The 14,710-nt window shown below is 45.7% G+C and carries 17 protein-coding genes; 6 read left to right on the top strand and 11 right to left on the bottom strand.

Annotated features, from left to right (window positions below):
* Positions 1–178: 178 nt before the first annotated feature.
* Complete coding sequence (locus IE103_RS07505) at positions 179–2,203, bottom strand: primosomal protein N' (RefSeq protein WP_189345420.1); 2,025 nt, start codon at positions 2,201–2,203, stop codon at positions 179–181.
* Between the two features lie 546 nt (positions 2,204–2,749).
* Positions 2,750–3,838, bottom strand: a complete 1,089-nt coding sequence (gene hemE, locus IE103_RS07500) for a uroporphyrinogen decarboxylase (protein ID WP_189345419.1) — start codon at positions 3,836–3,838, stop codon at positions 2,750–2,752.
* A gap of 371 nt (positions 3,839–4,209) precedes the next feature.
* Between hemE and IE103_RS07495 the strand changes: the two genes are divergently transcribed.
* The 5 genes from IE103_RS07495 to IE103_RS07475 all read left to right on the top strand — a co-directional run bounded on the left by IE103_RS07495 (position 4,210) and on the right by IE103_RS07475 (position 8,324).
* Entirely contained in the window at positions 4,210–4,698 is a 489-nt protein-coding gene (locus IE103_RS07495) for a hypothetical protein (protein ID WP_189345418.1), read from the top strand.
* A 105-nt stretch (positions 4,699–4,803) separates the two neighbouring features.
* Complete coding sequence (locus IE103_RS07490; RefSeq protein WP_189345417.1) at positions 4,804–5,208, top strand: hypothetical protein; 405 nt, start codon at positions 4,804–4,806, stop codon at positions 5,206–5,208.
* Between the two features lie 519 nt (positions 5,209–5,727).
* Entirely contained in the window at positions 5,728–7,245 is a 1,518-nt protein-coding gene (locus tag IE103_RS07485) for an IS1182 family transposase (protein WP_189345416.1), read from the top strand.
* 236 nt (positions 7,246–7,481) lie between these two features.
* Positions 7,482–7,829: a hypothetical protein gene (locus IE103_RS07480; RefSeq protein WP_189345415.1), complete on the top strand. Its 348-nt coding sequence runs from the start codon at positions 7,482–7,484 to the stop codon at positions 7,827–7,829.
* Positions 7,830–7,832: 3 nt separating this feature from the next.
* Positions 7,833–8,324: a hypothetical protein gene (locus IE103_RS07475; RefSeq protein ID WP_189345414.1), complete on the top strand. Its 492-nt coding sequence runs from the start codon at positions 7,833–7,835 to the stop codon at positions 8,322–8,324.
* An 86-nt stretch (positions 8,325–8,410) separates the two neighbouring features.
* On the opposite strand, the gene IE103_RS07470 is transcribed toward IE103_RS07475, so the two are convergent.
* The gene (locus IE103_RS07470) at positions 8,411–9,130 is read right to left on the bottom strand and encodes a DNA alkylation repair protein (RefSeq protein WP_189345413.1); all 720 of its coding nucleotides are present in this window, start codon (positions 9,128–9,130) and stop codon (positions 8,411–8,413) included.
* A 161-nt stretch (positions 9,131–9,291) separates the two neighbouring features.
* Between IE103_RS07470 and IE103_RS07465 the strand changes: the two genes are divergently transcribed.
* Complete coding sequence (locus IE103_RS07465; protein WP_229827164.1) at positions 9,292–10,410, top strand: patatin-like phospholipase family protein; 1,119 nt, start codon at positions 9,292–9,294, stop codon at positions 10,408–10,410.
* A gap of 391 nt (positions 10,411–10,801) precedes the next feature.
* Here the strand turns inward: IE103_RS07465 and IE103_RS07460 are convergent, their stop codons facing one another.
* The 8 genes from IE103_RS07460 to IE103_RS07425 all read right to left on the bottom strand — a co-directional run bounded on the left by IE103_RS07460 (position 10,802) and on the right by IE103_RS07425 (position 14,706).
* On the bottom strand, positions 10,802–11,128 hold the full coding sequence (locus IE103_RS07460) for a hypothetical protein (RefSeq protein WP_189345412.1): 327 nt from the start codon (positions 11,126–11,128) through the stop codon (positions 10,802–10,804).
* Positions 11,095–11,529 carry a hypothetical protein gene (locus IE103_RS07455; protein ID WP_189345411.1) on the bottom strand — a complete coding sequence of 145 codons (435 nt, stop codon included), beginning with the start codon at positions 11,527–11,529 and terminating at the stop codon, positions 11,095–11,097. Before IE103_RS07455 ends, IE103_RS07460 begins: the two co-directional genes overlap by 34 nt.
* 162 nt (positions 11,530–11,691) lie before the next feature.
* Positions 11,692–12,081 (bottom strand): hypothetical protein, encoded by a 390-nt coding sequence (locus IE103_RS07450; RefSeq protein WP_189345410.1) that lies wholly within the window; start codon positions 12,079–12,081, stop codon positions 11,692–11,694.
* Between the two features lie 307 nt (positions 12,082–12,388).
* The gene (locus IE103_RS07445; RefSeq protein ID WP_189345409.1) at positions 12,389–12,763 is read right to left on the bottom strand and encodes a VOC family protein; all 375 of its coding nucleotides are present in this window, start codon (positions 12,761–12,763) and stop codon (positions 12,389–12,391) included.
* Between the two features lie 84 nt (positions 12,764–12,847).
* Complete coding sequence (locus IE103_RS07440) at positions 12,848–13,309, bottom strand: hypothetical protein (protein WP_189345408.1); 462 nt, start codon at positions 13,307–13,309, stop codon at positions 12,848–12,850.
* Positions 13,310–13,331: 22 nt separating this feature from the next.
* Positions 13,332–13,784, bottom strand: coding sequence for a hypothetical protein (locus tag IE103_RS07435; RefSeq protein WP_189345407.1), 453 nt, complete (start codon positions 13,782–13,784; stop codon positions 13,332–13,334).
* Complete coding sequence (locus IE103_RS07430; protein ID WP_189345406.1) at positions 13,784–14,107, bottom strand: hypothetical protein; 324 nt, start codon at positions 14,105–14,107, stop codon at positions 13,784–13,786. The genes IE103_RS07435 and IE103_RS07430 overlap by 1 nt, the downstream gene beginning before the upstream one ends.
* A gap of 14 nt (positions 14,108–14,121) precedes the next feature.
* On the bottom strand, positions 14,122–14,706 hold the full coding sequence (locus IE103_RS07425) for an HD domain-containing protein (protein WP_189345405.1): 585 nt from the start codon (positions 14,704–14,706) through the stop codon (positions 14,122–14,124).
* Between the last annotated feature and the right edge of the window lie 4 nt (positions 14,707–14,710).

The raw sequence follows: 14,710 nt of genomic DNA, 5'->3' as shown, positions 1-14,710 counted from the left end.
TAGTTTGTTGATTTTTTCCCTTTGCAGTTCACAATCAACTTCCTCAAAATGCGAATAAGAGTTTCCAACATTATGCCTTAATGCAATTGAGTTGCAAAATCAACGCTGATATTTTGTGCATTCGGCACGCTCAATTTGATATCGAGAGACTAAGAACTACAAATCAAAATGCTTAAATCTAAATATCCACCGGATCAATTTCCACCCCCCACTTCACACGCGTCTTCAGTGCGCGCAAATCAGCAATCCATACTTTGAGAAAAGCCTGCAAGGCCGGACGTGAGCTTGATTCGATCAATAACTGGGCGCGATCAACATTATGTACCCTTGTCATCGTCATCGGAATTGGATCATTGATCGTGATTCCCGCATGCGGTGTGCAATTTGCCGCCTCTTTCAAAAACAAAATTGCCGTTTCCAATTCTTTCGCTTCGGCACGAAATAAAGCTTGATAAATAAATGGCGGCATCGCTGCTTGTTGACGTTCTTCTAAAAGATCATCCGCAAACCCCTGATAATTATGCGCCATCAAAGCGTGATACAAAGGATGATCTGGATAACGCGTCTGTATCAGCACCTCGCTTGCATTGCCCCCCTCTTTTTGCGCAGCACGTCCAGCACGCCCAGCCACCTGCATCAATTGCGCAAACAAGCGTTCACTGGCACGAAAATCTTGAGAAAACAACGCACTATCGGGATTCAGTGCCGCCACTAGGGTAAGATTTTTAAAGTCATGCCCTTTTGCCACCATTTGAGTACCAATCAAAATATCCACTTCACCGCGATGCACGGTATCAAACGCAGCTTCGGCGCTGCCTTTGAGTCGGGTTGAATCAGCATCAATCCGAAAAACTCGGGCTTCCGGGAAAATCGCTTGTAAGCCTTCTTCTAATCTTTGCGTGCCACGCCCCAGTGGTTGCAAATCGACATTGCCACAAGTTGGGCAAGCGCGCGGAATTCTTTGCTCCAGACCACAATGATGGCAGCGCAATTTCTTGTCCAACTTATGCATGACCAAATGCGCGGTACAACGCGTGCAATTGCTAATCCAACCACAGGCATCGCAATGAATCACGGGCGCATAACCACGACGATTCAAAAACAGTAGTGATTGCTCACCTTTCTCTAAACGCTGTCGAATCGCTGACACTAATCTCTGCGTTAAACCCTCGGAAGGCTTTTCTCTTTCCGTATTAATAATCTTAACGACCGGCAAAACAGCGGACTGCACAGCGCGCTCAGTTAGCTCTAGTTTTTGATAACGCCCAGCTTTGGCGTGCTGCCAGGTTTCCAAGGATGGTGTAGCGGAACCCAACACCACCGGAATGCCTAGTTGGTGTGCCCGCCACACAGCCAAATCGCGGGCAGAATAGCGCAGACCTTCTTGTTGTTTATAAGAAGGATCATGTTCCTCGTCGATCACGATCAATCTAAGATGTGGCAAAGACGACAAAATGGCCAATCGGGTGCCGAGAATAATTCTCGCCTGACCAGTGTGCGCGGCCAACCAATGGAGTAGGCGCTCACCTTCTGCCATACCGCTGTGTAAAGTTGCGATCTGCAAACCCGGAAACCGACCACGAATATTGCTTTCTAATTGCGGTGTCAAATTAATCTCGGGAACCAAAATCAAGACTTGTGCTTGTTGATTCTGCGCCAACACCCGTGCTGCTGTTTGCAAATAAACTTCGGTTTTACCACTGCCAGTCACGCCATGTAACAAATATGCTGCAAATGCGGTTTTGGCAGAAATAGTATCCACCGCATTCTGCTGCTGTACATTTAAGGCAGGCTCTTGAACCGCGCGTGCATCCTGCGCTGCAGTCAGCTTTGCTAACTTTTTTAAATTGCGTTCCAGTGAAGTTGCTTTCGGCACACGCAAGTTTTTGGGCAATGCCGGAATCGCGACCTCACCTAAAGGCCGTTGATAGTAATCGGCGGCGAATCGACATAAATCTATCCATCGGCTATCCAATGCGGGACATTGATGGCGCACTGCCAGTACCGACTTGATTTTGTCGGCAGGAACGTCAGTCTGCGTTGTTACTGCCAAAATTAGACCAGCGATTTCTTGCCGTCCAAACGGCACCAAGGCGATTTGCCCAACTTGTGGCAAAGGAGCATCCGCAACCGGCTCCCAACGGTAATCAAATAACCTGTCAAGAGGGGTATCTAAAGCAATAGTGAGGTAAATAGGTTCCACGAACTTAATGTAAGGCTTGAGGTAATGCGCTAACTATCGGTTTCATAAGCTCTTTTTACTCTATCCACACAAACTGTGGATAACTTTGTGGACAAAGGTATCTTGACAAGCCGCCAACCTAGTCTCTATGCGGGTTTCAACAGAATGCACAATTGCGATGCACAAAAAAATCTGTTTATAAACAACGACTTAGAAAAAACAGTTTGAAGCAAAAAACAAATTTTCATATTATTTTTTCGTGTGTCTTTTTTGTGAATAACTACTAAAAAATCTAGTCCTAAACCAGACTTATCCACCGCGAAATTACTTGTTCTATCCACGATTATGTTCGCGAAGCCGCATGAGTATTATGTTTTGCACAGCAACATGACGAAACTTCAAGCTTACACATTCAATATGGCTTTTCAGCACTAATGCTGCTTGAAAATCCTACACAAAACCCAGGCAGCACTTTCGATCCAAACACACACCATTCCCAAACCACTTGAACCACGACCTTGTTTAAACTCAATAATTTCACAAGGTCGAAGACCAATCATCAGCAGATCAGGAGGCTTGTCGTTGTTGACGACTCACTTCATGCACAGTTTCAACCAAGACACTGACCGCATCCGGTGAAGTAAATTGCGAGATACCATGTCCCAAATTGAAAACATGTCCATGACCCGCACTAGGTTTGCCATAAGAATGCAAAGCTGCTGTGACCTCTTTACGAATTTGATCAGGCTCAGCGAATAAGACGGCTGGGTCGAGATTGCCTTGCAATGCTACTTTGTCACCGACACGCGCACGTGCCTGACCAAGATTCACAGTCCAATCCAAGCCCAAGGCATCAGCGCCAATATTCGCGATATCTTCTAACCACAGACCACCGCCTTTGGTGAACACGATACAAGGAATGCGCTTGCCATCTTTTTCTTTTTGCAATTTGCTGACCACATCTTGCATGTACTTCAATGAAAAACGTTGATATGCCCCGTCTGCCAAAGCACCGCCCCAGCTATCAAAAATCATCACCGCCTGCGCACCTGCATCGATCTGTGCATTCAAATAGGTCGCCACCGCTTCCGCATTTAAAGTCAAAATGCGATCCATCAAATCAGGACGCTTGTACATCAAAGTCTTCACACCATGAAACTCGCGCGAACCCTGCCCTTCCACCATATAACAAGCCAAAGTCCATGGGCTGCCAGAAAAACCGATCAAAGGAACACGTCCATCCAAAGTACGACGGATCTGCGTCACGGCATCAAACACATATTGCAAGCTGCCCTCTTCTGGCACTTTCAAATCCAAAATAGATTTTTCATCCTTCAAAGGACGTTCAAACTTCGGACCTTCGCCTTCTTCAAAATACAAACCCAAGCCCATCGCATCAGGCACGGTCAAAATATCTGAAAACAAAATCGCCGCGTCGAGCTTGAAGCGATCTAATGGTTGGATCGTTACTTCCGTCGCAAAATCAGGATTTTTCGCCAAGCTCATAAACGAACCCGCCCCCTTACGCGTAGCACGATATTCCGGCAAATAACGCCCCGCCTGACGCATCAGCCACAAGGGTGTGTACTCGGTTTCTTGACGCATTAAAGCGCGTAAAAAGGTATCGTTTTTAAGCGGAGCAAATTGGTTAGACATAGCGTGCTTTCACAGAGCAATATAGGTAATCCGCTATTATCCCTGATCTCAGCCCAAACCGCATACGTAAAATGTCAAAGGAGGTGCGGGTGCTCCGAATGCCAAGGAAAGATAAAGATTCGCCCTAACCACTCTGCCCCACAAGACGCTCCGACATCACATGCATTGTTCGCTTGACTCGACCAAACGGCTTGATAGAATGGCCATCTTTATCAGTGACGGTTTTCATAGAAAATTTAATACTAATTAAATATGTAGTGGATTCCTGAAGAGCCCTGCTAGAAAAGGGTTTCACGAATATTTATTGAATTTTTTATGCGAACTGTGTCGGGTTTATTCGACGAACTGTCGCGGAAAACACGTTATGCATCATGAAATTTAGAGTAGCGACGACATCAGGTGGTGAGGTAATTTTCGAAGGTCATTCGAAAACCGATCTACCCATTTACTACGGTGCTACGCAGGAAACTGGTTTGTGGCGGATTTGCATTCCTAAATTTGAAGATTTCTTGGTGTCGGAGCTTGCAAACTTATCCTTCGGAAGTTCCATAGAAGAGTTTGTTTTTGGTTTAGAGATTGCAGAGCTTGAGGAGTGGGGGCGTTGGTTCAAAGACACTCGCGATTTTATGTCCTTTCGTCCGAAGACCAAGCAACTTATTTCTGTTGGACAGATTGAATGGAAAGACGTAAAGGATCTGTCGATTGAAGAACAATTGATTAAGTTAAATACTGCATTAATTGTTGCGGTGGAACGCATCGAAAATGCTAAAAGAAAGCCGAAAGATTTTGATTGCCAAAGTTTCGCTGCTACGATCAAAAGCATTTTGCCGCGTTGCACATCAGAAATGGTGGCTGTCTGATGCATAACAAATCGTTCGAAAAGCGCGCGCAAATTAGCCTTTTTTCGAATTTACGTTTCGAGGCGCGCGCCTCTCAACTCAATCGTTCTGTGTCTTGGATCACCCATGCAAATGATAAAAAAATTCTTCTTGACCTTCTTTAAGTACCTTAGCCCTGTGGTCTTGCTACTTTTGCCGCTTATGGCACTCTATGGCTTTCTATATCCTTGGCCAGAAGCGAAGACGGCTCTATCCAAATACCACGGAGAAATGGTTTTTCTTTCTGGAATGAAATCTGAATATAGTGGCTCTTATGAAAAACGTTCAAATACATATCTGATTATCAAGGCAGATCCAATTTCATCTGAGACAGTGACCGTCACAACCGATTCAAATGGGATGTATGAGGTAACGCAAGAAGATGGGGGCTTACTAAGCATTCTATTTCTCTATGCAGCAATGATTTTCTCGCTATGGTGGTTTTGGATCAAGAAACGCAACATAACAGAACGGTCGTCTGGGGCTCAATAATGACGTCCGCACTCTTCATTAGGTCCTAGGAAATCATCTGCACAAATACATCGGAATGGCGATCGTCTTTGCACTTACCCTTGCGACCGACCATTGGTTCGGCGCTATCGGTGTCACGCGATTCTTTGGTCTGTTTTTCCTGTGTGCTTGCCTGTACGGCTGCTTTGCTCCAAGAATCACAATCTCTGCAGGGAACATCGAAATTGGGAAGCTGACTGGCTGGAGTAAGGTGTTTGCGCTAGTACCGCTTAGCGCCGTAGGGCTGATGCTAGTTCTCTATGCTCCGGCAATCACATGCGTATCAAGCAAGTACAAGCATCTCTGTGCGTAGCCAACACAAAATGCAATAGGTCGCTCTTGTGCAAAAGCCGCGGCATAAACCGTCGGCAGGCTGCCGTTTTCGGCTCAATTTCTACGTTGAGGCTGTATTTTTAGTCCTTCAACCACAAAAAAATTCCCAAACGATGTAAACGACCTCAACGAGGTATACGTTCAAACCTCAACCGACGAGGAGGGAGTATGGCACGATTCAAAGTCATCGATCGACAACCACGATTTATTCCGATCGATTTACAGGCGCAGTTGACACCAGGTAGTTTTGAGTTTGCTTTGGATTACCTCATCGATCAAGAAATTGATTGTGCTGCCATCGTGGCTCGCTATCGCAACGATGAAACAGGCGCACCTGCTTATGATCCTACTGTGATGTTAAAGATCATCCTGCTCGCGTACAGTCGAGGGATGAATTCAAGCCGGGCGATTGAACGTGCTTGTCGTGAGAATGTCCTGTTCATGGCGATCTCGGGTGACAGCGCGCCACAGTTCACGACGATCGCCAAATTCATTCGCGAATTGGAAAAAGAAATTGCGCAGCTCTTCACCCAAGTACTGATGATTTGTCAGCGTCAGGGTTTGATTGGTGGGCAGATGTTTGCGATTGATGGTGTGAAGCTCCCTAGCAATGCATCCAAACAGCGCAGTGGAACACATGCTGAACTCGCACATGAGGCAGACCGCATGGAAAAGGCGATCAAGCGGATCATGGCGTCGCACCAAGGTAACGATCAAGAGTCATCAGAGATCAACAAACGGGAGCAAAAACAGATTCGCAAACTACAACATGAAGCGTCACGCATTCGCACATTTTTGGCGACGAATGCAGAACGTAAAAGCGAAAAAGGCAGCATTCGTAAAAGTAATGTGACCGACAATGAAAGCGCCAAGATGGCTACCTCCAAAGGCGTCATTCAAGGCTACACCGCGGTTGCAGCGGTCGATAGTCAAGATCAGATTATCGTGGCTGCGCAAGCGCACAGTTCGGGCAGTGAGCAAAGTATTCTGCTACCGATGATTGAACAAACAACCCAAGTTCGACAACGCGATACCGTGATTACCGCTGACGCAGGCTACCATAGCGAAGCAAATGTGAAAGCATTGTTTGAGCAAGGTATTCCTGCGCTGATTGCCGATGGTCTTATGCGCAGACGTGATGAACGTTTTAAAGAACAAAGTAAATACAAACAATTGCCCGACCCATTGTGGAATAAAGCGAATCCCAACCAAGAACGAAAAGGCCTTTTTAGGCCAAGCGATTTTACGCATCTCGTTGAAGAGAATTGTGCCATTTGTCCTGCAGGAAAGCGCCTTTACAGCAATGGTAGTCATTGCACCGTGAATGGGAGGCAGCACCATAAATTCACTGGTGCAAAACGCGATTGCCTGCCATGTGAACTTCGTCAACAGTGCTTGCGGACACCGGACAAAACACAGGTGCGACAAGTAGCGATCTTCCATAAGAATCAAGTGTCACCGATGCGCTATACCGAAGCAATGAAGCAACGAATCGATAGCGTCGAAGGTCGCAAACAATACAGTAGAAGACTCGCAACCGTCGAACCTGTATTTGGCAATCTTCGTTATAACAAAAAGCTCGATCGCTTTACGCTGCGTGGGCAAAAGAAAGTGAATACGCAATGGCATCTGTACTGCCTGGTTCATAACATCGAAAAATTAGCGCATCATCGATACGCGATGTGAACAAAGAGGTCGAGAAGAAAGCTCAAGTCGCCTCCCCGTACTTGCCTTAGATAGCCGCTTTGTGGCACATTGCCGCTTATGAAATTAATTTTTACTAATCCTATGAAAAATCCAGAGACGCCAGCGCATGCTTTGCTTGGTTTTTGGGTTTTTATACAGCTTCGTTAGACTATGTAACACGTGTATGACAGCAACACCCAACTTTGACGCCTCCGCATAAATTGAATGAGGACATCATGCCTTTAGCAAAACCACTTTTATCGTCACTATTTCTTGGACTGCCCATCTCGATGGCAATGACAGTCGACATGATTCCTACCGAGATCATACAAGTCGGTACTTTTCACAAGGGTGAAGTACCCAATGTGGCAGGTCGAAATTGGTTCGCTTTAATGGTCAATGGCGAACGTGCTGAACTAAAGACCGGTACGCCTACGATCAAGACGATGTTTGACAGCATGAAGTGGCTAAGTTGCCTCGATAAGGGTGTTGAGATTTATTGCGGGGGGACAGATTTTCTGAAAATAGATCTAACAAGATTCCTTTACCACTCCCTCGCTGAACTAAACAGACTAAAAGAGTAATCCATGTCCGACATTTATGACGAATTTATAGGCAAAAAACCTCGTTGCTTTGGCACATTTACGCTGGTTGATGCGACAAATGCCAAATCAGATTGGGCTGTTTCAAAAGAATTTTTGAGCAAACAGATCTTGTGTTCTTGCGGCAATCCAATGCTGCATGTGTTCGCCTCACACAATGGGAAAATGCATTTAGCCCCCATCGTTCTTGCTTGCCCTGTTTGTGAAAAAAGAGAAGAGATATTCTCACCCGACAAACATGGTTGGGACGGAATGAATGGCGACAATTGTGCAAAAGTAGGCACGCTCGAGCCCAAGCGTATCCAAGATAATCCAAGCAAAATTGTTGTTGAATATTCGTATCAAGGTATTGAAAACTACGAGGATCTGATCGAAGACGAGATAGAAAATCCTGAAGATTACTTTGATGTTTTCAATCTATTTACGATGGATGAGACTGGCAATCTCGAAGAAATCGTTTGCTATGAATGTGCCTAGATTTATCAAAACGAATCGGCATGATAAAAAGTGATTCCATGCCAATTGGGCGCAAAACGCTGTGGTGGCTCAATTGAATACGAGGCTCAACACTTAGCTGTCTTGCGCTTCTTACCCACACTTCCGCGCTGACTAACTTTATCGATGTAATCTGGTGCAAATGGAATTTTGCAGGCGGTTTCACCCATATCAACATTGACTTGACCTATTCGCCGACCAGCTTCTAAAGCCTGCTTGCTTAACTCGACAACATACGAGCCAAGAGCAATTACAAAGCCATTCATACAATAAGGCACGCGATTTGGTGCTTGGTGGATGTCGCTCTCGACACGCTTGAGTAGCGTATGCAATAAGCGCAAATCTAATTGACTATCTGCTGTCACAGCAACATAACTACTCAATACATTCCAGCCCGTCGCTGCGATTTCTGGATTAGGGGAATCGATCCAAGTGAGTGCTAATGGCATTGCATGTGGGCTTTCTGCGGTCACCCACGCCACGCTGTATTCGCGTATGCCGTGCGAATTGGCGTTTTCAACCCAATGCTGTAATTGCGCTTCTGTCATTTTGCTGCCATCGGCTAGCAAACCCGCCATGTACTGCGCGTCATAAATGCCGGTATCAAATAAGGCGCAAGCAAATCCCAAATCATTTTTGTATGGCTTCATCAGCTTCTTCATCTCATCGATCTTGACACCAAGGATGGGCTCTTGCGCGCCATGCTTCAACATCGTATTGCGATAAGAATCGAGCCCCAAGGATTGGAGCTGTGCGACGACCTGTTGGACTGCATCACTTGTATTCATTTATCCACCTTTTGAAGCCGTTTGATTCAAGACTAGCGCTTAGCTTATCAGAATCGTGTCTGACAACAAGCTAGTACACCTGAATTTCAACAAGGGCTATACTCTGTTCGCGTTGTTTTCGACCAACGCGCAACTTCAACAAAAGATTCAAGAGGACATCTGTGAGTGTGAATGCCAAAGCTAATCAACGACCAATCGTTAATCTCGCACTACAAGGTGGCGGTTCACACGGTGCATTTACTTGGGGCGTATTGGATAGCTTATTAGACGACGGACAGATTCAGTTTGAAGGCATCAGTGGCACCAGCGCTGGTGCGATGAATGCGGTCGCGATGGCGCATGGCTTTGCGCTTGCCGATAAAAAATCTGATCTAGCAAAGCGCGAAGCAGCGCGGCAATCACTCAAAGATTTTTGGGATGGCGTGATTCAGATGGGCGCTTTATCAAATAGCCTGGTGCAAGCGCAACGCGTACCGTTCGATATGATATTTGGCGGCATGGCAGCGCTGGTCGGCGCACCCTCGCCTGCGCAACTCATCTCAGAATCGATAGGCAGTATGTGGAGCAACGCGGTCTCGCCGTATCAAAGCAATCCTTTAGATATCAATCCCTTAAAAGCTTTTCTACAAAACCACATCGATTTTGAGCGTGTAGCAAACTGCAAATTGATGAAAGTGTTTGTAGTAGCCACCAAGGTCAGCAATGGCAAAGCCGAGATTTTTAGCGGCAAGCGTTTGACTGCCGACGCACTGATGGCATCTGCCTGTCTGCCCACGGTATTTCAAGCGGTCGAGATCGAAGGTGAGCATTATTGGGATGGCGGCTATTCCGGTAACCCAGCAATTCATCCCTTAATTTACGAATGCAAAAGCCGCGACGTGATGCTGGTACAAATCAATCCTATCCATCGCGACAGTTTGCCAAAAACGTCGAGCGATATTTTGGACAGACTCAACGAAATGACCTTTAACGCCGCCCTCATCGCAGAAATGCGCGCGATTGATTTTGTGAAACGCCTACTAGCGGAAGGCAAGCTAGACCCGACGCGCTACAAAGACGTCCTCATGCATCGCATCGACGGCGGCGAAGAACTCGAAGCCTATTCCGCTGCCAGTAAATCTCAAACGGATGCGCATTTAATTTACCAATTACGTGATCTTGGAAAAACCTGCGCCGAGCAATGGTTGCAAACCCAAAGACAGCATCTAGGCGTGTCGTGCAGTGTGAATATTGCGCGTGATTATTTGGATGACTTGCGGGTGCCAGTTGAAGGAGGATAACATTAACAGGCGTTTTAACCTCAAGCGATCACCTATACGCCATTCTGTTTTCTCTTCTTTCGAGAAATCCGATTTCTAAGTCTTCCAAGTACAAAAGTCTTTTTATCGCATTCTTGATTGGTAGAATTAGTTGGACTTGCTCGTAAATCTTTAATAGAGGAACCGATTAATAGTCCCCCAAAAAACAACCAAATCAAAGCATTTACATAGACGGCATAAGAACCAAAAAAGTGCTTTAAGATTAAATAAAAAGCTTGTGTTCTCCACCGCCCAAAAGAAGAGAAATTGATACAAAGGTTTTTTGCTTAACCATACAATTTTTTACCATTAACAAAAAAGGTACGTACACATTTCAGTAAGACCTAGAGACGTGAAGAAGTGCGCATCATTTTCAAGCCTTATATTCAGGTAAACGATGCCGTAGGACATCATTCAGCATATGACCCGCTTGAATAACCAACTTGAAACAACGGTCACTCTCCTCCACCAAGAATTCCTTAGCCGAAACTTGCATAAATGAAGTTCCATCGTACTCAAACGCTGAAAACATCACCGAATGGCGCTCCGCACGTAACCCTGTCCAATCTTCGTTCATCGACGGAAAAATAATACTTCTATGTTTTGAATGATTGGCAAGAGCGGAAAGATGATGGAAATTAACACCATTTGTAATTTCAATGAGTTTCAGACGTAATGAATTCGCGTCAGAAATTTCCAATGCCTCTTTCCCACAGACGATGCAGTGATCATTCGCTCTTTAATGGGTTTCTGAGTCAAATTAATGGCTAATGAGTAGTAAATTGCGTGAGCTAGTATGTCTGGTAACGTATGAATGCTTTGGATACATGCAATAAGATGCGCTCCAACTTTACGAATGAAGAAATTGAAGTCAGTCGAGAAATTCTCATCGTCGAGATACAGAACTTCAAACAGCGAAGCGTTTTTTAGATGTTCGTTAACGTAAGCATCAATCAGATTCGCCGCATCTTGATAGTGAATCGCAGCGTAAGTCATGCGATCATCTATAGATCGAAGACTGTCCTTTGCAACTAGCAATTGGTCACGACCAAATAAGCGTGCAATATGCTGACGAGTTTCGTTAATATTCCAAGGTTCCATGTGTATCCTAACGCACTATGCAAAGGAGGCCTGCTTACTAGAAGTCCAGTTTTGGCCGTATGTCGAAGCGGCTTTGACCACGATGCTAGGGCACAATTTTTCTTTCTTCGGGCGACAAATACTGGGCATCTGTTGTAATCGGTGCCATACGCTCAAAGATGTCTACTCGTCCTGCGCACGATACTCCAGAAGCGGAAAGCCTCTAATGCTCTGGATTGATGAATAAATATGAAATATTCTTTGTGCGATTTTCTGACCTGTTGTATTTCGAATGCGCATCATCGTCACTTCCAGATCACCTTGAAATTGTGGGTATTTTGACTTGTACTTTGTTGATTCGCGAATAACCCAATCAAAGTCCATTTGAACACATTCGGGAAACTCACACTCTCGAAGTGGAATCAAAGTCAGTATTGACGTAATAAGACGTTTCCTCACATCTCCTTGTCCAATGCAAAGCTGCTCCACCGCAAGATAAACACGCTCCACCACCGCCTCAGCAGCTAATTTATCTTTAAGTGATGCATGTCTTCTAGTGCCAAAATCTTCCATTCAATCCTCGGTGTGGGTATTTAACCTAAATTAGTATGACAAGTTGTAAAAATAACCGACTATAAAAAAAACTGGCAATTTATTTAATTCGTCTGAAAGTCCGCATCAGGCTTAGCTTAGTTTAGTAATGCTCAGTAAAGGCTCGATTTAAACATTCGGTCAGAAGTACAGTTAATTCGTACGGTAGTAATTACACGAACACTTCAAATAGCCCCACTCCACATCAACAAAAAACTCCTACTTTCTGTTCAGTTTTATTGTTACGACTAAACAGAATATAAATTGATGATACCCAACACTCAAACACTCACCGTTTCTCTTCCATCACCCCAACTAAATTTCCATCAGGATCACGCACAAATCCTATCCATAGCGCGTGATCGGGCATTTGTGCAGCTAATTGCGGTGGGCGTTCTACTTGAGCGCCGCGCTGGACGATTGCGTTGAAGACGTTTTCTATCTGGTTCACTTTAAAATACAACACGGAATTAGCGCCAACAGGGCCTGCGCCTTGTGGTGTGCTGAGCATAATTCGCACCGAGCCTGCGCGCAGAAATGCTAAGGTTGGTGCGGGGCTGAATAAAAATTCCAGACCAAGCACGTCACGGTAAAACACTAAGGCCTGCGAAACATCGCTGACTGTGATGGCGATTTGGCCAATGTCGGATACTTTGTGTTCCATCGCTCTCTCCTCTGGTTTTGCGCGATTTGTTTTATTCGGTTTGTTTTGTTCGATTTGCTCGTTTAGTGGGCTTGCTTTGACTATTCAGCTTGCACGGACAAGCAAGCGATAATACAAAGTTCGCCACATCGCAACTGTAATCACCAACGTTAAAGCCATCCACAAAGCCGCAATCGCATAGAAAACGGGATCGATATCTGGGCTTGCTGGCGTCTTGCAGTGACCTGATTTGCGTAGGCTACAACGCAATTGCACAGTTTGATTAGCGGGTGGAATCTCATCTGCGACCATCGCATTTTCTAACTTTAAAACCTGTCCATCAGATAGACGAAAAGTGGGGAAAAAGCGTGGTCTACCTGATGATGGATGTGCTGGCCCTACATCGATCAAGATAGCATCAACTGTCTTTAGTCTTCCGAAAACGTAATCGGCGTCATTCTGCCAAAAGGCAGCAACCATCATCAAACAGCCGAGCAAAAATGGCAGCGGGCACAATAGTAGTACAAGTGAGCTAGTGCGTTTTTGATTAGTTTGACGATCGTGCATTGCTCATCCTCGTGAATTCGAATTACACAAAATCTAGTTTCAAACTATCGCCAATCGACACCGCCTGCCATTGTGCGCTGAGTTCCAATAATTTGTTGCGGACGGCTTCAATATCATTTTCATCTAATGCTAAAGGCGTACATTGCCGTGCATGGCAAGTCACTTGATACAGCGCCAGCATATCCGCTGCTTGGCTAATCCAACCAGACCAGCCGTCTGCCTGAAACACTTCCACCAAGCGTTCTACGCCGTCACTCTCGGCGTCGGCTTGCATTTGAAACGAGGCAGCTTCGCCATGCAAAATGCGATTCACAAAACCACGTTTGTGCAAGATGCTTTCGACACCGTAATGCACCATGTCATGCGGAATGATGTCTTGTTTTGGACAATTAATCGTTTCTACCGAAACGCCGTCCAACACCACGTCCATCTGATCGTGCTTGCCCGAGCCCTTTGTAAAAATCAATTGCTTCATTATTCGAAATCGGTCTTTTGTGCGGCGGAAGCCGCAGTTTCTGCACTGTCTTTGCGGTGCTTTTGAATGCTTATCAGCACCCAAACGGTAGTTGGCAAACTAAGCAACATCGTTCCCCAAAAGCCACCGCGCACGATTGGCACTTGTAGATAATGTGCGGTGATTGCACCGATCGCAAAGCCAGCCAATCCAGCCCAAGCGATCTTGCGTTTTTCATGCTGTGCGAATGCCGCTACACTTCTCTGACTGCGTTGATCTTCTCGCTCTTGCGAAGCAGAAGAAATTAAAGCATCCGCCGCTTGTTCTGCCTGAAATTTATCCATGATTCCTAACTCCTTCACGCCTTTGCTGCGAAATGCGCGCGCGCTGCTTGTTCACAATGCGCCCACAAAGCGGGTGATCCGCGTTCAATTATCGGGCCATAGCGTTGTAGCACCATCTCTAAATTAACATTATTTTCAGCCCAAGTACCGCCATTGGTGGCGACATTGATTAGCAAAGGTTGCACGCGATCTAGCGCTTTCGCAAACTTGGCATCGTCGGTGCTGGCAGCTTCGAATTCACACCATAAATCATGTAGCTCGGCGCCTTGCGCTACGGGTAATAAACCAAACAAACGTTTAGCGGCTTGTTGCTCTTGTAGCGCTTGATCTTGCGGCGAAGCACCGCTATGAATCGGCGTGTCACCGACATCCACTTCAACAATGTCGTGAATCAACAGCATCTTGATGACGCGCATTAGATTGACGGGACTATGCGCGTGATCATGTAGCAGCAAAGCATACATCGCTAAATGCCAAGAGTGTTCAGCGCTATTTTCTTTGCGGCTTTGGTCTAACAAAGGGGATTGCCGTATCACCGATTTTAGGCGATCAATCTCACGCAAAAAGTTGAGTTGCTGCAGCATGGGATTGGTTTGCATGGCA

The organism is Affinundibacterium macrobrachii (assembly GCF_014652415.1).
Taxonomy (GTDB): Bacteria; Pseudomonadota; Gammaproteobacteria; order Burkholderiales; family Burkholderiaceae_D; genus Undibacterium; species Undibacterium macrobrachii.
The sequence above is the reverse complement of the archived record's forward strand: the minus strand, read 5'-3'. Positions and strand labels throughout refer to the sequence as shown.